The sequence below is a fragment of the Cytobacillus sp. ABV4_503 genome, assembly GCF_056158445.1.
Window position 1 is genome coordinate 4,900,885 of sequence record NZ_JBSWTH010000001.1, and the last position, 17,504, is coordinate 4,918,388.

General features: G+C 46.4%; 13 protein-coding genes, 3 tRNA genes, 3 rRNA genes, 1 other RNA gene, 2 pseudogenes and 1 other annotated feature. Of the genes and pseudogenes, 15 read left to right on the plus strand and 7 right to left on the minus strand.

Annotated features, from left to right (window positions below):
* Positions 1-8 precede the first annotated feature (8 nt).
* The 3 genes from pdxT to ACXAD1_RS24420 all read left to right on the plus strand — a co-directional run bounded on the left by pdxT (position 9) and on the right by ACXAD1_RS24420 (position 2,394).
* The gene (gene pdxT, locus ACXAD1_RS24410) at positions 9-596 is read left to right on the plus strand and encodes a pyridoxal 5'-phosphate synthase glutaminase subunit PdxT (RefSeq protein WP_206846188.1); all 588 of its coding nucleotides are present in this window, start codon (positions 9-11) and stop codon (positions 594-596) included.
* Between the two features lie 61 nt (positions 597-657).
* Positions 658-883: a binding site (T-box leader), on the plus strand.
* 52 nt (positions 884-935) lie between these two features.
* On the plus strand, positions 936-2,213 hold the full coding sequence (serS, locus tag ACXAD1_RS24415) for a serine--tRNA ligase (RefSeq protein WP_061794434.1): 1,278 nt from the start codon (positions 936-938) through the stop codon (positions 2,211-2,213).
* Between the two features lie 88 nt (positions 2,214-2,301).
* A tRNA-Ser gene (locus tag ACXAD1_RS24420) sits at positions 2,302-2,394 on the plus strand.
* Between the two features lie 371 nt (positions 2,395-2,765).
* Here ACXAD1_RS24420 and ACXAD1_RS24425 read toward each other — a convergent pair.
* The 6 genes and pseudogenes from ACXAD1_RS24425 to ACXAD1_RS24450 form a co-directional block, all read right to left on the minus strand.
* Positions 2,766-2,942: pseudogene (locus ACXAD1_RS24425) on the minus strand (IS3 family transposase); the annotation flags it as partial.
* Between the two features lie 98 nt (positions 2,943-3,040).
* Positions 3,041-3,181, minus strand: a pseudogene (locus ACXAD1_RS24430) (helix-turn-helix domain-containing protein); the annotation flags it as partial.
* A gap of 258 nt (positions 3,182-3,439) precedes the next feature.
* Positions 3,440-4,108 (minus strand): deoxynucleoside kinase, encoded by a 669-nt coding sequence (locus tag ACXAD1_RS24435; protein WP_035333477.1) that lies wholly within the window; start codon positions 4,106-4,108, stop codon positions 3,440-3,442.
* Positions 4,105-4,746, minus strand: coding sequence for a deoxynucleoside kinase (locus ACXAD1_RS24440; RefSeq protein ID WP_221881256.1), 642 nt, complete (start codon positions 4,744-4,746; stop codon positions 4,105-4,107). The genes ACXAD1_RS24435 and ACXAD1_RS24440 overlap by 4 nt, the downstream gene beginning before the upstream one ends.
* 190 nt (positions 4,747-4,936) lie before the next feature.
* Complete coding sequence (locus ACXAD1_RS24445) at positions 4,937-6,223, minus strand: LysM peptidoglycan-binding domain-containing protein (RefSeq protein ID WP_206846183.1); 1,287 nt, start codon at positions 6,221-6,223, stop codon at positions 4,937-4,939.
* A 46-nt stretch (positions 6,224-6,269) separates the two neighbouring features.
* Positions 6,270-6,845 (minus strand): cysteine hydrolase family protein, encoded by a 576-nt coding sequence (locus tag ACXAD1_RS24450; protein ID WP_370221575.1) that lies wholly within the window; start codon positions 6,843-6,845, stop codon positions 6,270-6,272.
* A gap of 76 nt (positions 6,846-6,921) precedes the next feature.
* On the opposite strand from ACXAD1_RS24450, the gene tadA reads away from it, so the two are divergent.
* From tadA to rrf, 12 genes are all read left to right on the plus strand, one after another.
* A complete protein-coding gene (tadA, locus tag ACXAD1_RS24455; RefSeq protein WP_206846181.1) occupies positions 6,922-7,458 on the plus strand; it encodes a tRNA adenosine(34) deaminase TadA in 537 nt (178 codons plus the stop codon).
* Between the two features lie 79 nt (positions 7,459-7,537).
* Positions 7,538-7,802, plus strand: an RNA gene (gene ffs, locus ACXAD1_RS24460) — signal recognition particle sRNA large type.
* A gap of 136 nt (positions 7,803-7,938) precedes the next feature.
* Positions 7,939-9,636, plus strand: coding sequence for a DNA polymerase III subunit gamma/tau (gene dnaX, locus ACXAD1_RS24465; RefSeq protein ID WP_206846180.1), 1,698 nt, complete (start codon positions 7,939-7,941; stop codon positions 9,634-9,636).
* 22 nt (positions 9,637-9,658) lie between these two features.
* Positions 9,659-9,982: a YbaB/EbfC family nucleoid-associated protein gene (locus tag ACXAD1_RS24470; protein WP_053433273.1), complete on the plus strand. Its 324-nt coding sequence runs from the start codon at positions 9,659-9,661 to the stop codon at positions 9,980-9,982.
* Between the two features lie 162 nt (positions 9,983-10,144).
* A complete protein-coding gene (gene recR / locus ACXAD1_RS24475) occupies positions 10,145-10,741 on the plus strand; it encodes a recombination mediator RecR (RefSeq protein WP_009336775.1) in 597 nt (198 codons plus the stop codon).
* A 17-nt stretch (positions 10,742-10,758) separates the two neighbouring features.
* Entirely contained in the window at positions 10,759-10,977 is a 219-nt protein-coding gene (locus ACXAD1_RS24480) for a YaaL family protein (protein ID WP_206846178.1), read from the plus strand.
* Positions 10,978-11,098: 121 nt separating this feature from the next.
* Positions 11,099-11,362, plus strand: a complete 264-nt coding sequence (locus ACXAD1_RS24485) for a pro-sigmaK processing inhibitor BofA family protein (protein ID WP_206846176.1) — start codon at positions 11,099-11,101, stop codon at positions 11,360-11,362.
* 275 nt (positions 11,363-11,637) lie between these two features.
* Positions 11,638-13,187: ribosomal RNA gene (locus tag ACXAD1_RS24490) — 16S ribosomal RNA — on the plus strand.
* A gap of 89 nt (positions 13,188-13,276) precedes the next feature.
* Positions 13,277-13,353 (plus strand) — tRNA-Ile (locus tag ACXAD1_RS24495).
* An 11-nt stretch (positions 13,354-13,364) separates the two neighbouring features.
* Positions 13,365-13,440: transfer RNA gene (locus tag ACXAD1_RS24500), tRNA-Ala, on the plus strand.
* Positions 13,441-13,698: 258 nt separating this feature from the next.
* Positions 13,699-16,634 (plus strand): 23S ribosomal RNA (locus tag ACXAD1_RS24505).
* A 78-nt stretch (positions 16,635-16,712) separates the two neighbouring features.
* Positions 16,713-16,829 (plus strand): 5S ribosomal RNA (rrf, locus tag ACXAD1_RS24510).
* The 16S, 23S and 5S rRNA genes sit together here with 2 tRNA genes alongside, the layout of an rRNA operon.
* A 361-nt stretch (positions 16,830-17,190) precedes the next feature.
* Here rrf and ACXAD1_RS24515 read toward each other — a convergent pair.
* Entirely contained in the window at positions 17,191-17,394 is a 204-nt protein-coding gene (locus ACXAD1_RS24515; RefSeq protein ID WP_474911248.1) for a sigma factor G inhibitor Gin, read from the minus strand.
* Positions 17,395-17,504 lie beyond the last annotated feature (110 nt).

Sequence of the window (17,504 nt, forward strand, 5' to 3'; positions counted from 1 at the left end):
AATTGAACATGATAAAGGTTGGAGTATTAGGGCTTCAGGGTGCGGTAAGGGAGCATGTTATCTCTGTAGAAGCATGCGGCGCCGAAGCTGTAGTCATCAAACGCAAAGAGCAGCTTGATGAGGTGGACGGGCTTATTTTGCCTGGCGGCGAAAGCACGACCATGAGACGCTTGATTGATAAATATGATTTTATGGACAGCCTTAAGGAGTTTGCCCAATCAGGAAAGCCGATGTTCGGTACATGTGCAGGCTTAATTCTTCTTGCAACTAATATCATTGGCTATGATGAGCCGCATATCGGTGTGATGGACGTCCAGGTGGAAAGAAATTCATTTGGTCGCCAGCGCGAAAGCTTCGAGGCGGATCTTGATATCGCTGGAGTGGCAGAAGATTTTGCAGCTGTCTTCATTCGTGCGCCGCATATTGTGGAGGCCGGCGAGAATGTTGAAATTCTGGCCAAGCACAATGGACGGATTGTGGCGGCACGTGAAGGCAGATTCCTTGGATGCTCCTTCCATCCGGAACTGACGGATGACCATCGCCTGACAGGGTATTTCGTTGAAATGATCAAAGAGTCCAAGCAATTAGCAATTTGAATATTTTGGTTGCAAAAGGAACATAATTGTAGTACATTATGAATTACAAAATTCTTATAGCTGAAAAGCAATGAGAGGAACTAGTAACAGGAACTTTGTTCTAAAAGAGAGCCGGTGGCTGGTGGAAACCGGTGAATAAACCCTGTGAATCCATCCTCGAGCAAAGCATGGAACACCCGGTACTAATCGGGAAAAGTAAATGCTTTCGGTTAAAACCGTTATGGATTTAAGGTGGAAAGCTTATGCTTTCAACTAGGGTGGCAACGCGGGTAACTCTCGTCCCTTTTTTGGGGACGGGAGTTTTTTGTGTTTTAAACTATTTTGTAGGAGGTACTAAAAATGCTGGACATTAAGTTTTTAAGAGCCAATTTTGAAGAAGTGAAAAACAAGCTTCAGCATCGAGGCGAAGATTTAACCGATCTTGGAAAATTCGAAGATCTGGATGTAAAAAGACGTGAGCTGATTGTAGAAGCAGAGCAGCTGAAGAGCAAAAGAAATGAAGTATCCCAGCAGGTTGCAGCCTTAAAGCGGGAAAAGCAGGATGCAGACCATTTAATCACGGAAATGAGAGAAGTCGGCGATAAAATTAAAGCATTGGATGAGGAGCTCCGCACGGTCGAGGAAGAATTGGATCAATTGCTGCTGAGCATCCCGAACATTCCGCATGAAAGCGTGCCTGTCGGTGAAACAGAAGACGATAATGTGGAAATCCGCAAATGGGGGGAAGTCCGTGAATTTGATTTCGAACCAAAGCCGCACTGGGATGTAGCAACAGATCTTGACCTGCTTGATTTCGAACGTGCCAGCAAAGTAACAGGCAGCCGCTTTGTATTCTACAAAGGTCTTGGAGCTCGCCTTGAGCGTGCGCTATTCAACTTCATGCTGGATTTGCACACAGATGAGCATGGCTATAAGGAGGTTCTTCCTCCGTACATGGTTAACCGTGCAAGCATGACAGGAACAGGACAGCTTCCGAAATTTGAAGAAGATGCTTTCCTGATTGAAAGCGAGGATTACTTCCTGATCCCAACTGCCGAGGTGCCTGTCACCAATATGCACAGGGAAGAAATTCTGAATGCAGATGAGCTTCCGATTAACTATGCGGCATTCAGTGCCTGCTTCCGTTCTGAAGCAGGTTCTGCCGGCCGTGACACACGCGGGCTGATCCGCCAGCATCAATTTAACAAGGTAGAACTTGTGAAGTTTGTTAAGCCTGAGGAGTCTTATGACGAGCTTGAAAAGCTGACCGGCCATGCGGAAAAAGTCCTTCAGATGCTCGGCCTTCCATACCGTGTGATGAGCATGTGTACGGGCGATCTTGGATTCACAGCTGCGAAGAAATACGATATTGAAGTTTGGATTCCAAGCTATAACACGTATAGAGAAATTTCTTCTTGCAGTAATTTTGAAGGATTCCAGGCAAGACGTGCAAATATCCGCTTCCGCCGCGAGGCAAAAGGCAAGCCGGAGCATGTGCACACACTGAATGGATCTGGCCTTGCGATTGGCCGCACGGTGGCAGCTATTCTAGAAAATTACCAGCAGGCTGACGGAAGTGTCATCATTCCCGAAGTATTGCGTCCTTATATGGGTAATCGCGAAGTTATTAAGCCTTAATTGAAGAGCGGATTTTGATCCGCTCTTTTTTTATGAAAATAATGTTGACATACTTATTTAGAAATGATATAGTATTTCTTGTCGATGCGGAGGAATACCCAAGTCCGGCTGAAGGGATCGGTCTTGAAAACCGACAGGCGGGTCAAACCGCGCAGGGGTTCGAATCCCCTTTCCTCCTCCATTTTAATTGACATCTAACACGCGCATAAATATTGGAGATACATAAAACCGCTGATAACCGCAGCGGTTTTTTTGTATATATATTTTTTTCTCTATGTGGGGAGTGTTAAGTTAATCCTCCGCGAAGTAGCCGATATTTTGAAAAATTGACCGATAAATTAGTGCTTTGACCGATACCCTGTGAAAGTGACCGATATAAAGGGAATCTGACCGATATATGTGTGAAAGTGGACGATAATACTACTTTTTGAAGGACCGCGGGAAGAATTTCGTCAGCGATCCTCATTTCTGCTGAGTATTCCGAGCCGTTAACTAAAAGAACAGCAAAAAACTGCCGATAATGAATTGAACCAAAAAAGTTAGACAAATATTTTAGGCTATTTGTTGGACCTGAATCCGGTATTCTACTGGATTCAGGTCTTTTAATTTTTTCTTCATGCGTACATTGTTGTAGTAAAAAATATATTCGTGCAATTCCTGAATAAAATGTTCAATACTTTCGAATTCCTGCAGATAGAGAAGTTCTGTCTTAAGTATGCCAAAAAAGTTATTCTCAAGCGTTCGACTTCTTCTATTAGGGATTCATGGCTTTGATTGACTGGCTTATTCTTTTTTCTATCTTTTGTCATGGGAGGTCGCCACTTTTTCTTTGGTAATAGGGCTTCCATTCCTTCTGTTTCGACAGCTCTCCTCCAGGCAAGGATGGTGGAGGGATCGGGAATTTTAAACTTCGCCGCTGTTTCATTCACAGATAACCAATGATCGTCCATATATTTGAGTACCTCCATTTTAAACGCAGCCGTGTAGTTTATATAACTTTTTCTTAAGGAATCTTCTCCATGTGACTGATATAAATGGAACCATTTCTGTATTGTTTTATGACCAGTACCCAGCTGTTTCCCAATATCTCGGAAAGATAATGTTCCCTTTTCATATTCCTTCACTGCCCATAACTTATCCTTAAATGTAAATTTAGCCAAATTAAAAACTGCACCTCCATTGTTAGTTTTGTGTCTAACAATTTCGGTGCAGTTCGATAATGGCGGTTATTTTTTTAATAATTGAGTTTGTCTTAAGAAGTATGAAATGCGTTCGACAATCGGCTCAATGGATTGCTCGTTCTGAATGATGTCATAGTCATTGATATTCAGGCGCAGGACCGGGCATGCGTTAAAGCTGTTGATCCAGTTTTCGTAGCGCTGGTGCATCTCTTCCCAGTAGGAAATAGGCGTCTGCTGCTCCATCGGACGGCCGCGCTCCTGGATGCGGGAAAGAATGTCATCAAGCGATCCTTCAAGATAAATAAGCAGATCAGGGTGCGGGAAGTATGGTGTCATCACCATCGCATCAAATAAGCTGGTGTAAGTTTCGTAATCTACCTTTGACATGGTGCCTTTTTCATAATGCATTTTCGCAAATATGCCGGTGTCTTCATAAATGGATCGGTCCTGAACAAAGCCCCCGCCATATTCGAAGATGCGCTTCTGGTCCTTGAATCGTTCTGCCAGGAAGTAAACCTGCAGGTGGAAGCTCCAGCGGTTGAAATCTGCGTAGAATTTATCCAGGTAAGGGTTCGTATCAACCTTTTCGAAAGAGGTTCGGAACCCCAGTGCGTCTGCAAGCGCATTGGTCATCGTTGATTTTCCGACTCCGACGGTTCCGGCAATCGTAATCACGGCGTTTGAAGGGATTTCGTATTTCTGCCTTAGATTCATAAGTGTATGCTCCTCTTTTTCAATGATGTCGACAATGTATCGAATATATGCATTAGGTCTGCTTCGTTTTTCACAAAATCCAGCTGATCTCCATTGAAGCGGATCACTGGAATATCCGGATGCTGCCTTTCGAACTCATTCATAGCCGTTTCATAATCAAGGGATAATTGCTCGAGATATAGTGGACTGATATTCTTTTCAATTTCACGGCCCCTCAGCTCGATTCGGTCGAGCAATGTTTCAAGGCTTGCATTGAGATAGATAATGACATTTGGCTTTGGCATATCACCTGTCAGTATGTCATAGATCTTCAAATATTTCTGATATTCATTCTGATTTAAAGTGCGCTGGGCAAAAATCAGATTCTTGAAAATATGATAATCAGCCACAACAGGCTTATTTTGAGCTAAGTAGTGATTGTTGATATCAACCAGCTGTTTGTAGCGGTTGCAGAGGAAAAACATTTCAGTCTGGAAGCTCCATTCTTCAATGTTTTCATAGAATTTACCCAAAAAGGGATTTTCATCAACAATTTCTTTTAGCAGTGCGTACTGAAATTTCTCAGAAATCGCTTTAGCGAGAGATGTTTTCCCAACGCCAATCGGCCCCTCTACTGTAATAAAAGGTATTCCCCCCATATTGATCGTCCTCCTGCATTGCTTATTTATCTATAGAATCCATTTATAGGTACGTTCCAAAACGACACAAAGCTTATTTTAACACAGTATAGAGTGGAAGGGATATGGAATTTAAGCTGGAAATATGAAAATAAGCATATAAAATCTGAATAATAAAAAAAAGCCGCCTGACGAGGCAGCAGCTGAGAAATTACGCTCTTTTTGTAACATTGAAGTTTTCCGTAATCAGGAGCCAATTTTGCGGGAAAGAAAGGCCGAGTTTCCAGTAGCTCATTCCCCGCAGCTTCAATTCTTTGATTAAATCGAATTTGGCCTGGATGGAGCGCGCATCCTCAAACCAAACCTCATGTCTTTTCCCGTCAGGTGCAGTGTAGTTAAAAAATGGAGCCTGTGCCTGGTAATCATATTGGATGGCCACATTATTTTCCGCTGCGATTTGTATGGCCTGCTGTGGACTGACTGCTTTTGCGGTGGTGCCCTGGACAAAAGGAAGCGTCCAGTCATAGCCATACAAGTTCTGGCCCATCATGATTTTAGAAGAAGGCATTTCGCTGATCGCATATTCCAAAACCTGCCGCACTGGTCCGATCGGTGAAACAGCCATTGCAGGGCCTCCGCTGTAGCCCCATTCATAGGTCATAATCACGACAAAATCAACAATCTCCCCATGGGCTTTATAATCATGGGCTTCATACCAGAGGCCTTGCTGTTCTGCACTTGTTTTTGGCGCCAAGGCTGTAGAAATCAGCCAGCCTTCCTGCCCGAATCTTGCCTTTGCTTTTCTGAGAAAATTATTATAGGCTTCCCGGTCAGCCGGGCGCAAAAACTCAAAGTCAAAATGTATATCTCTGAAGCCATATTTTTTTGCTGTGGCAGTAATGTTATCCAGGAACTTATTCTGAATCGGCATATCATTTAACAATATTCTGCCGAGTTCATCACTGAACTGATCGTTTTCCTGATTGGTAATAACCATCATCAATACATTATTATTGGCTCTCGCAATGGCCGGGAAATCATTCAGGAGCGGCTCCTTCAAAGAACCATCCCGAAGGGCCTGAAAACTGAATGGGGCCAGATAGGTCAAATAAGGCGCAGCCTCTCTTGCGCTTTCTACCAGTTCAGGGGCGACTGTATCGCCTCTTGGCTCCACATAGGCATTGAACTCTGCACTCGTTTTCGGGCGTGGCGGGATATAAAGGCGGAACCCCACCTGCAGCGGCTGGTTCACCGAAATGCCATTGACAGATGCGAGCTGCTGATAAGAAATGCCGAACCTTCTTGAAATTGAGTAAAGGCTGTCACCAGGCTGAACCCAATAAAAGCTTCCTATTATCGGAATAACAAGCGTCTGGCCGATCACCAGACTATTTGGATTGGGAATTTCATTTGCCTCAATCAGATCTTCAACCGTCGTTCCGTATGCCTGGGCTATGCCGAACAAGGACTGGTTTTGCTGGATCACATGAATCTGCAATCTATCTCCCTCCCTGAAAAACGCGTCTTAGAACACTACTGCCATTTTATGAAGGAAACATAGAAGAAATGTTATAATTGTTTTCAGAGAAGGAAGATATATTGGCCTTTAATACGTTTTCCATCATCTTTAAGGAATTTTCATTATCGTGGTCATCATTAGAAACGGTGCAGTCATGTGGTATATGTAAATGATATTCTCTCATATAGGCATCATTGGCCGAAAAAAGGACACAGATATTGCCGGCGATTCCCGTCATGACAAGCATGTTGACGCCGAGCTGGTGCAAAAGGGTATTTAAGGCAGTGCCATAAAAGACTGAATGCTTTGGCTTTATTAAAAAATAATCATCCGGTGACGGGTGCATCTCACGAAGGATAGGCGCGCTCACAGGATTGCGGCAATGATCCATAATTGTATCCAGATCAGCCTGCCAGAGATTATAATGATCATTCACATAAATGACCGGGAGATCCTGCTCATAAAAAGCAGTCTTGAACTCATTGATGGGTTTTGCGATATACAATGCTTTTTCAGCAAGTATCTTTCCATGGTCAAAATTAAAGTCGTTAATCATGTCAATAATGATAAGAGCCGGTTTATAGGCTTGCGGATTTTTCATAGTATCGCTCCTTTAAGCTTATTTTTCGTAAGAGGGGCGGCTTTTACACAGATGTTAAGAGAAGGAATGAAGATAATTGATACAAGCATCATTCACTGAAGATGAACTGTATATGCGGGAGGCCATTAAAGAAGCAAAGCTGGCGGAGGGGCTGGAAGAAGTTCCGATTGGCGCAGTCATTGTCCTGGACGGGGAAATTATTGCCCGGGCACATAATTTGAGAGAAGTGAATCAGACTGCGATTGCGCATGCGGAATTGCTTGCCATTGATCAGGCATGTAAAAAACTCGGAACCTGGAGGCTGGAGAATGCCATTCTTTATGTTACCTTGGAGCCTTGTCCGATGTGTTCGGGGTCCATCATCTTATCGCGTATTAAAAAGGTAGTGTATGGGGCTAAGGATCCAAAGGGCGGATGTGCCGGGACGCTTATGAATCTATTGCAGGATGAGCGGTTCAATCACCAGAGTGAAGTTGTGCCAGGGGTGCTGGAAGAAGAATGCGGCGAGATGCTTTCGAGCTTTTTCAGAGGGTTGCGAAAGCGCAAGAAAGAAGAGAAAAAAAGAAGGCAATTGCTGCAGATGGAACTTGATACAGGAATTGACAATGGTTAGGCATTGCTTTTTCACCTAAATGTTAGTATACTTATAAATGCGTCGGACAAAGACGCAACTAAATATGGTATCAACTTTGCCGTGCTAGGCGGGGAGGTAGCGGTGCCCTGTACTCGCAATCCGCTCTAGCGAGGCTGAATCCCTTCCCGAGGCTGATGTCCTGTAGGGCCTGCCTTAAGTAAGTGGTGTTGACGCCCGGGTCCTGCGCAATGGGAATCCATGAATCATGTCAGGTCCGGAAGGAAGCAGCATTAAGTGGAAGCTCCCATGTGCCGCAGGGTTGCCTGGGCCGAGCTAACTGCTTAAGTAACGCCTATGGGCGTCAGTCGACGGAAGGTGCACGGCAGTTTATATTGTAATTAAAACTCATCCTTTAGCGGGGTGGGTTTTTTGTTTTAATTATTTGCTCTAGGTTTTGTAAAAAGGAATTTAGATACGTTATAATAGATGAAGGACTATACATAGGAAGGGGGCGTGTCAGTGAGTTATCAAGCTTTATATCGTGTTTGGCGTCCGCAGCAGTTTATCGATGTTGTCGGGCAGGAACATGTGACAAAGACTTTGCAAAACGCCCTGCTTCAGGAGAAGATATCACACGCCTATTTGTTTTCCGGCCCCCGCGGAACCGGTAAAACAAGTGCAGCAAAAATTCTTGCAAAGGCTGTTAACTGTGAGAAGGCACCTGTCACTGAACCGTGCAATGAGTGTGCAGCCTGCAGAGGCATTACAGACGGTTCGATCCCTGATGTCATTGAAATTGATGCTGCCTCTAATAATGGTGTAGAAGAAATCAGGGATATCAGGGACAAAGTGAAATATGCCCCAAACGCTGTAAAGTATAAAGTTTACATCGTCGATGAGGTGCATATGCTTTCTATTGGAGCTTTCAATGCCCTGTTAAAGACGCTTGAAGAGCCGCCTAAGCATGTCATTTTTATTTTAGCCACAACGGAGCCTCATAAAATTCCGCTAACGATTATTTCCCGGTGCCAGCGATTTGATTTTAAAAGGATTACTGCTCAGGCGATAACAGGAAGAATGAAGCTGATTGCGGATGAAACAGATGCATCATATGAGGACCAGGCAATGCAGATCATCGCGAGAGCTGCAGAAGGCGGTATGCGTGATGCTCTTAGCCTGCTTGATCAGGCAATTTCCTTCAGCCAGGATCGCGTTACAGTAGAAGATGCCCTGTCTGTGACAGGTGCAGTATCGCAAGGATTTCTAAATAAACTGGCAAGAGCGGTTAAAGACAGGGATGCCGCAGCCGGGCTGGAATTTCTGGAAGAGCTTCTTTTTCAGGGAAAAGATCCATCCCGTTTTATAGAAGACTTTATTCTGTATTACCGGGATATGCTTTTATATAAAGCAGCTCCAAGGCTGGAGGAATCATTGGAAAGAGTCATGCTTGATGAAGACTTCCAGCAGCTTGCCCAGGAAGTGGAGCCGGAAGAGCTATATGAGCTTATTGAGGTACTGAACAAAGCCCAGCAGGAAATGCGATGGACCAACCATCCGAGGATTTTCCTGGAGGTGGCGATTGTGAAGCTGTGCCAGCTTGAACAGCGAGAGAGAGCAGGACAGTCTGCAGACATCAAGCCGCTGATGCAAAAAATCGAACAGCTTCAGCATGAGCTGGCGGAATTAAAGAAAAACGGCATAGCGGTGAAAGATGATGGAGCTCCTGCTGTACAGAAAAAAACGCAGAGAAGTTCACGAAAAGGATTCCAGGCACCAGTTGGAAAAGTGAATGAAGTACTGAAACAGGCAACGAAAAACGACCTGGTAGCTGTAAAGAGCCGCTGGGGCGAAATGCTGAACCTTCTTGTTCAAAACCAGATGCGCTCTCAGGCGGCGCTTCTCAATGAAGCAGAACCTGTTGCCGCATCCGAAACAGCACTTATCGTAAAATTCAAATATGAAATTCACTGTCAAATGGCCATGGATAATGCGAAATTCCTCGACACACTGGCGAATGTCCTGTTTGAGCTATTAGGCAAGAGACTGCAGCTGGTCGGCATTCCGGATGAACAATGGCAAAGTGTCAGGGAGGATTTCCTGCGCAGCCAGCGTGACGGAGATGAGTCTGGCGAGGGCTTCGGCAGAACTGAGGAAGAGCCCCATGTGGCTGAAGCAGTCAAGTTATTTGGCGCTGAACTAATTGAAATTAAAGAATAGAAAATAGTTGGAGGTATGTGAAATGCGCGGTGGAATGGGAAATATGCAAAATATGATGAAGCAAATGCAGAAAATGCAAAAGAAGATGGCACAGGCACAGGAAGAGCTTGGCGAAAAAAGAATTGAAGGAACAGCTGGCGGCGGAATGGTGACTGTCATTGTATCCGGACATAAACAAGTATTAGAAGTAAATATTAAAGAAGAAGTTGTTGATCCGGAAGATATTGAAATGCTTCAGGACCTTGTTCTGGCGGCAACTAACGATGCACTGAAAAAAGCGGATGACTTAACAAACGACACAATGGGCCAATTTACTAAAGGAATGAACCTGCCGGGAATGTTTTAATTAAACGTCCTGAAAGAATTCTTTCTTGCATGTTTTATCTATAATAGAGATATGCACGAAAGAACGGACAGGCTGAGCGCCAGCGAACATAGTCTGATGGGAATCTTCATCAGGCCGTCATGCTCGCGGCGCTTTTCCTTTTCATATAGGAGGAAATCATACATGCATTATCCTGAACCGATATCAAAGCTGATTGACAGCTTTATGAAATTGCCCGGAATCGGCCCAAAAACGGCTGCGCGTCTGGCGTTTTTTGTTTTGAGTATGAAAGAAGATACTGTGCTGGATTTTGCCAAGGCACTTGTCAATGCGAAAAGAAATTTATCTTACTGCTCTGTCTGCGGACATATCACTGATCAGGACCCTTGTTATATTTGTGAGGACCAGAGACGCGACCGGTCAGTAATCTGTGTGGTCCAGGATCCGAAGGACGTTATTGCTATGGAAAAGATGAAGGAATATAACGGACTGTATCATGTCCTTCACGGAGCCATTTCTCCAATGGATGGAATAGGGCCTGAAGATATCAATATTCCTGATTTACTAAAGAGGCTTCAGGATGAAACAGTCCAGGAAATTATTCTTGCCACCAATCCAAATATTGAAGGGGAAGCAACAGCCATGTATATCTCCCGCCTGATCAAGCCATCCGGCATAAAGGCTACCCGGATTGCTCATGGCCTGCCAGTAGGCGGAGACTTGGAATATGCGGATGAAGTAACGCTTTCGAAAGCGTTAGAGGGCAGAAGAGAAGTTTAAGCACGGAGGCGGAATTTATGTTTTTTCGCAGGAAAGGATGGCTTCGGAGCGAGTTTGATGAGAAGCTTTTGGAGCAGCTGAACAGATTGAAAACAGATTGGAACAACCAGAAATCACTAGTGGAAAAGAGCTTTGATCCTTCCCCGGAAGCAATCAGCCAGGCAAAGCTGGCCGAAGCTAAATACTTTTTTCTATTCAGGGAAGCTAAAAAGAGAAATGTAAAAGTCAGAATCTAGTTTGTTCCCGTTGCGGAAAGAAAATCGTTCAATACAAAATACTTGTCCTCCTCTCAGGTCTTTTTTGTACGCGCTAATCATAAATTAGTAGTACAAGTTTCCTGAGAGGAGGATTTTTCTTTTGGACCCTATTGCAGTAATCTCCATTTTAGGAGGGTTAATCTTATTGCTTCTATTTATAGGTGCCCCATTAAAACCTGTAAGGTTCATAGGGCAGGGAGCCATTAAACTGATTATAGGAGCCCTCTTTTTATTTTTTTTAAATGCATTTGGCAATCAGGTTGGCATACATGTACCCATAAACCTTGCCACTTCGGCCATTTCCGGATTTCTAGGCATACCTGGATTGTTTGCGCTTGTTGCCATACAGACATGGATTATGTAATTGGACAGCCGTTCGAAGCGGCTGTTTTTATTTATAAATTTTTTTAGTGATTCTGTTGACAGATCTTAGCGCTGGTGATAATATATTAAAGGTCGTCACCATGACGTAATGAAAAAACATCTTAAAAAAGATGTTGACATTTATTCGTGAGAATGATATATTAATAAAGTCGCTTCTGAGCGGCGGATTGATCTTTGAAAACTGAACGAACAAAAACGTCAACGTTAATTCTTTAGTCTTTTTTGAAAAGACAATTTATGAGCTTAATCAACTCTTATATGGAGAGTTTGATCCTGGCTCAGGACGAACGCTGGCGGCGTGCCTAATACATGCAAGTCGAGCGGACAGATGGGAGCTTGCTCCCTGAAGTCAGCGGCGGACGGGTGAGTAACACGTGGGCAACCTGCCTGTAAGACTGGGATAACTCCGGGAAACCGGGGCTAATACCGGATGATTCTTTCCCTCACATGAGGGAAAGCTGAAAGATGGTTTCGGCTATCACTTACAGATGGGCCCGCGGCGCATTAGCTAGTTGGTGAGGTAACGGCTCACCAAGGCGACGATGCGTAGCCGACCTGAGAGGGTGATCGGCCACACTGGGACTGAGACACGGCCCAGACTCCTACGGGAGGCAGCAGTAGGGAATCTTCCGCAATGGACGAAAGTCTGACGGAGCAACGCCGCGTGAGTGATGAAGGTTTTCGGATCGTAAAACTCTGTTGTTAGGGAAGAACAAGTACCGGAGTAACTGCCGGTACCTTGACGGTACCTAACCAGAAAGCCACGGCTAACTACGTGCCAGCAGCCGCGGTAATACGTAGGTGGCAAGCGTTGTCCGGAATTATTGGGCGTAAAGCGCGCGCAGGCGGTTCCTTAAGTCTGATGTGAAAGCCCCCGGCTCAACCGGGGAGGGTCATTGGAAACTGGGGAACTTGAGTGCAGAAGAGAAGAGTGGAATTCCACGTGTAGCGGTGAAATGCGTAGAGATGTGGAGGAACACCAGTGGCGAAGGCGACTCTTTGGTCTGTAACTGACGCTGAGGCGCGAAAGCGTGGGGAGCAAACAGGATTAGATACCCTGGTAGTCCACGCCGTAAACGATGAGTGCTAAGTGTTAGAGGGTTTCCGCCCTTTAGTGCTGCAGCAAACGCATTAAGCACTCCGCCTGGGGAGTACGGCCGCAAGGCTGAAACTCAAAGGAATTGACGGGGGCCCGCACAAGCGGTGGAGCATGTGGTTTAATTCGAAGCAACGCGAAGAACCTTACCAGGTCTTGACATCTCCTGACAACCCTAGAGATAGGGCGTTCCCCTTCGGGGGACAGGATGACAGGTGGTGCATGGTTGTCGTCAGCTCGTGTCGTGAGATGTTGGGTTAAGTCCCGCAACGAGCGCAACCCTTGATCTTAGTTGCCAGCATTCAGTTGGGCACTCTAAGGTGACTGCCGGTGACAAACCGGAGGAAGGTGGGGATGACGTCAAATCATCATGCCCCTTATGACCTGGGCTACACACGTGCTACAATGGATGGTACAAAGGGCTGCGAGACCGCGAGGTTAAGCGAATCCCATAAAACCATTCTCAGTTCGGATTGCAGGCTGCAACTCGCCTGCATGAAGCCGGAATCGCTAGTAATCGCGGATCAGCATGCCGCGGTGAATACGTTCCCGGGCCTTGTACACACCGCCCGTCACACCACGAGAGTTTGTAACACCCGAAGTCGGTGGGGTAACCTTTTGGAGCCAGCCGCCTAAGGTGGGACAGATGATTGGGGTGAAGTCGTAACAAGGTAGCCGTATCGGAAGGTGCGGCTGGATCACCTCCTTTCTAAGGATATTTACATGAAACGTGACGTGTTTTGTTCGTTCAGTTTTGAGAGTTCAATCTCTCACATTTTCATACTTTACCTATTATGTGGGCCTATAGCTCAGCTGGTTAGAGCGCACGCCTGATAAGCGTGAGGTCGATGGTTCGAGTCCATTTAGGCCCACCATCTCATATAATGGGGCCTTAGCTCAGCTGGGAGAGCGCCTGCTTTGCACGCAGGAGGTCAGCGGTTCGATCCCGCTAGGCTCCACCAACCATAACGATTCCATTCGTTATTTTTTGTTCCTTGAAAACTAGATAATGTTAATGAAGAAGCAATAACCGAGTAATCGCCATCTTAGTTTTTTTCTTATTTTTGTTTTAAAACGAAGTAAGAGCACAAACCATGAGGACGATGAGCGGCAAGGAGATCAAGGAAGCGACCGAGTGAGCACCGGAGCGTACTTTAGTACGTGAGGAGCGGAGCGAGAGAGCTGACGCAGAGATCCGCAGTCGATCAGCGGCCGAAGTAGGTTAAGTTAGAAAGGGCGCACGGTGAATGCCTTGGCACTAGGAGCCGATGAAGGACGGTACTAACACCGATATGCTTCGGGGAGCTGTAAGTAAGCTTTGATCCGGAGATTTCCGAATGGGGAAACCCCCTATCCGTAATGGGATAGGATCTTTACCTGAATACATAGGGTATTGAAGGCAGACCCGGGGAACTGAAACATCTAAGTACCCGGAGGAAGAGAAAGCAAACGCGATTCCCTGAGTAGCGGCGAGCGAAACGGGATTAGCCCAAACCAGGAGGCTTGCCTCCTGGGGTTGTAGGACACTCTACACGGAGTTACAAAGGAACGAGGTAAATGAACAGGTCTGGAAAGGCCGGCCAGAGAAGGTAAAAGCCCTGTAGTTGAAACTTCGTTCCCTCCAGAGTGGATCCTGAGTACGGCGGGACACGAGAAATCCCGTCGGAAGCAGGGAGGACCATCTCCCAAGGCTAAATACTCCCTAGTGACCGATAGTGAACCAGTACCGTGAGGGAAAGGTGAAAAGCACCCCGGAAGGGGAGTGAAAGAGATCCTGAAACCGTGTGCCTACAAGTAGTTAGAGCCCGTTAATGGGTGATAGCGTGCCTTTTGTAGAATGAACCGGCGAGTTACGATTACATGCGAGGTTAAGTTGAAGAGACGGAGCCGCAGCGAAAGCGAGTCTGAATAGGGCGAATGAGTATGTGGTCGTAGACCCGAAACCAGGTGATCTACCCATGTCCAGGGTGAAGTCCAGGTAACACTGGATGGAGGCCCGAACCCACGCACGTTGAAAAGTGCGGGGATGAGGTGTGGGTAGCGGAGAAATTCCAATCGAACTTGGAGATAGCTGGTTCTCTCCGAAATAGCTTTAGGGCTAGCCTCATGTAGTAAGAGTCTTGGAGGTAGAGCACTGTTTGGACTAGGGGCCCCCATCGGGTTACCGAATTCAGACAAACTCCGAATGCCAAAGACTTATCCATGGGAGTCAGACTGCGAGTGATAAGATCCGTAGTCAAGAGGGAAACAGCCCAGACCACCAGCTAAGGTCCCAAAGTATACGTTAAGTGGAAAAGGATGTGGAGTTGCTTAGACAACCAGGATGTTGGCTTAGAAGCAGCCACCATTTAAAGAGTGCGTAATAGCTCACTGGTCGAGTGACTCCGCGCCGAAAATGTACCGGGGCTAAACGTATCACCGAAGCTGTGGATTGACATCTTTCGATGTCAGTGGTAGGAGAGCGTTCTAAGGGCGTTGAAGCCAGACCGCAAGGACTGGTGGAGCGCTTAGAAGTGAGAATGCCGGTATGAGTAGCGAAAGATGGGTGAGAATCCCATCCACCGAATGCCTAAGGTTTCCTGAGGAAGGCTCGTCCGCTCAGGGTTAGTCGGGACCTAAGCCGAGGCTGAAAAGCGTAGGCGATGGACAACAGGTTGATATTCCTGTACCACCTCTTTACCGTTTGAGCAATGGGGGGACGCAGGAGGATAGGGTAAGCGCGCTGCTGGATTAGCGCGTCCAAGCAGTTAGGCCGGTAACGAGGCAAATCCCGTTACCACACAGGCTGACCTGTGACGGCGAGGGAAATTTAGTACCGAAGTTCCTGATTCCACACTGCCAAGAAAAGCCTCTAGCGAGGGAAAAGGTGCCCGTACCGCAAACCGACACAGGTAGGCGAGGAGAGAATCCTAAGGTGAGCGAGAGAACTCTCGTTAAGGAACTCGGCAAAATGACCCCGTAACTTCGGGAGAAGGGGTGCTCATTAGGGTGCATAGCCCTGATGAGCCGCAGTGAATAGGCCCAGGCGACTGTTTAGCAAAAACACAGGTCTCTGCGAAGCCGCAAGGCGAAGTATAGGGGCTGACGCCTGCCCGGTGCTGGAAGGTTAAGAGGAGAGGTTAGCGCAAGCGAAGCTTTGAATCGAAGCCCCAGTAAACGGCGGCCGTAACTATAACGGTCCTAAGGTAGCGAAATTCCTTGTCGGGTAAGTTCCGACCCGCACGAAAGGCGTAACGATCTGGGCACTGTCTCAACGAGAGACTCGGTGAAATTATAGTACCTGTGAAGATGCAGGTTACCCGCGACAGGACGGAAAGACCCCGTGGAGCTTTACTGTAGCCTGATATTGAATTTTGGTACAGCTTGTACAGGATAGGTAGGAGCCTGAGAAGCCGGAGCGCCAGCTTCGGTGGAGGCGTCGGTGGGATACTACCCTGGCTGTATTGAAATTCTAACCCGCGCCCCTGATCGGGGCGGGAGACAGTGTCAGGTGGGCAGTTTGACTGGGGCGGTCGCCTCCTAAAAAGTAACGGAGGCGCCCAAAGGTTCCCTCAGAATGGTTGGAAATCATTCGCAGAGTGTAAAGGCACAAGGGAGCTTGACTGCGAGACCTACAAGTCGAGCAGGGACGAAAGTCGGGCTTAGTGATCCGGTGGTTCCGCATGGAAGGGCCATCGCTCAACGGATAAAAGCTACCCCGGGGATAACAGGCTTATCTCCCCCAAGAGTCCACATCGACGGGGAGGTTTGGCACCTCGATGTCGGCTCATCGCATCCTGGGGCTGTAGTCGGTCCCAAGGGTTGGGCTGTTCGCCCATTAAAGCGGTACGCGAGCTGGGTTCAGAACGTCGTGAGACAGTTCGGTCCCTATCCGTCGTGGGCGCAGGAAATTTGAGAGGAGCTGTCCTTAGTACGAGAGGACCGGGATGGACGCACCGCTGGTGTACCAGTTGTCTTGCCAAAGGCATCGCTGGGTAGCTATGTGCGGAAGGGATAAGTGCTGAAAGCATCTAAGCATGAAGCCCCCCTCGAGATGAGATTTCCCATAGCGTCAAGCTAGTAAGATCCCTGAAAGATGATCAGGTTGATAGGTCAGAGGTGGAAGCGTGGCGACATGTGGAGCTGACTGATACTAATCGATCGAGGACTTAACCAAGTCATTGGTGAATACTCGGCAAATACTTCTTCATGCATTATCTAGTTTTGAGGGAACGAAGTTTCTTCAATCAAATAGTCCGGTGGCGATAGCGAGAAGGTCACACCCGTTCCCATACCGAACACGGAAGTTAAGCTTCTCAGCGCCGATGGTAGTTGGGGGCTGTCCCCCTGTGAGAGTAGGACGCTGCCGGGCATATGAAAGAGCACCTGATGGGTGCTCTTTTATGTGTGCTTGGATGAGTTACGGTACCCAATATTTTATTGGGACTCTTCTTTTTAATGGAAAATAGATATATGCGTCACATCGGTCAACAAATGCGCCACTTTTTCATGATATGCGCCACTCCTTATTGCATCATCTTTTTAAAAGTCAAATCCGTTCTCACCAAAGATGGATTGTGCCAAATGTGTGATAAACTTCAATATATGCGAGATAAAATCGAATTCCTGCTAGATAAAAACAAAAACATATTAGATAAACTGCCCGCCATGCTGGCTGGGTAGGCCCAAGAAACCCGCATAAAATAAAAAGCCCCTATCAAAGGGCTTACATTTTAAGAAAATATCTCCGGCATGGTTATTTTCCGCAGTTTCTTTAAGTAATAATTATATTTTGGATTGCTTGTATCCGTGGTGATTAAACCTTTTTCACAATCTGTGCAGATAAAAGAAGTGTATAGATGTATTCCCCTGGTTTTTTCCTGCTCGCATATGACACATTCTTCCCCTGCATGTTTTTTTGCTAATAGCGAACCCAATCACTCCACCTCCATACACTTATTCTGCCCAGATCAATGGTATTGTATACAATTTTTCGAATATTCATTGGCGGGTTTTTTGAGGTTACTTGATTAATATTGTATGATGG

Excerpts from the sequence above, each read along its gene's own strand:
- pdxT (WP_206846188.1), top strand. The coding sequence starts at position 9 with ATGATAAAGGTTGGAGTATTAGGGCTTCAGGGTGCGGTAAGGGAGCAT.
- serS (WP_061794434.1), top strand. The coding sequence starts at position 936 with ATGCTGGACATTAAGTTTTTAAGAGCCAATTTTGAAGAAGTGAAAAAC.
- ACXAD1_RS24435 (WP_035333477.1), bottom strand. The coding sequence starts at position 4,108 with ATGAATCTAAGGCAGAAATACGAAATCCCTTCAAACGCCGTGATTACG.
- ACXAD1_RS24440 (WP_221881256.1), bottom strand. The coding sequence starts at position 4,746 with ATGGGGGGAATACCTTTTATTACAGTAGAGGGGCCGATTGGCGTTGGG.
- ACXAD1_RS24450 (WP_370221575.1), bottom strand. The coding sequence starts at position 6,845 with ATGAAAAATCCGCAAGCCTATAAACCGGCTCTTATCATTATTGACATG.
- ACXAD1_RS24470 (WP_053433273.1), top strand. The coding sequence starts at position 9,659 with ATGCGCGGTGGAATGGGAAATATGCAAAATATGATGAAGCAAATGCAG.
- recR (WP_009336775.1), top strand. The coding sequence starts at position 10,145 with ATGCATTATCCTGAACCGATATCAAAGCTGATTGACAGCTTTATGAAA.
- ACXAD1_RS24480 (WP_206846178.1), top strand. The coding sequence starts at position 10,759 with ATGTTTTTTCGCAGGAAAGGATGGCTTCGGAGCGAGTTTGATGAGAAG.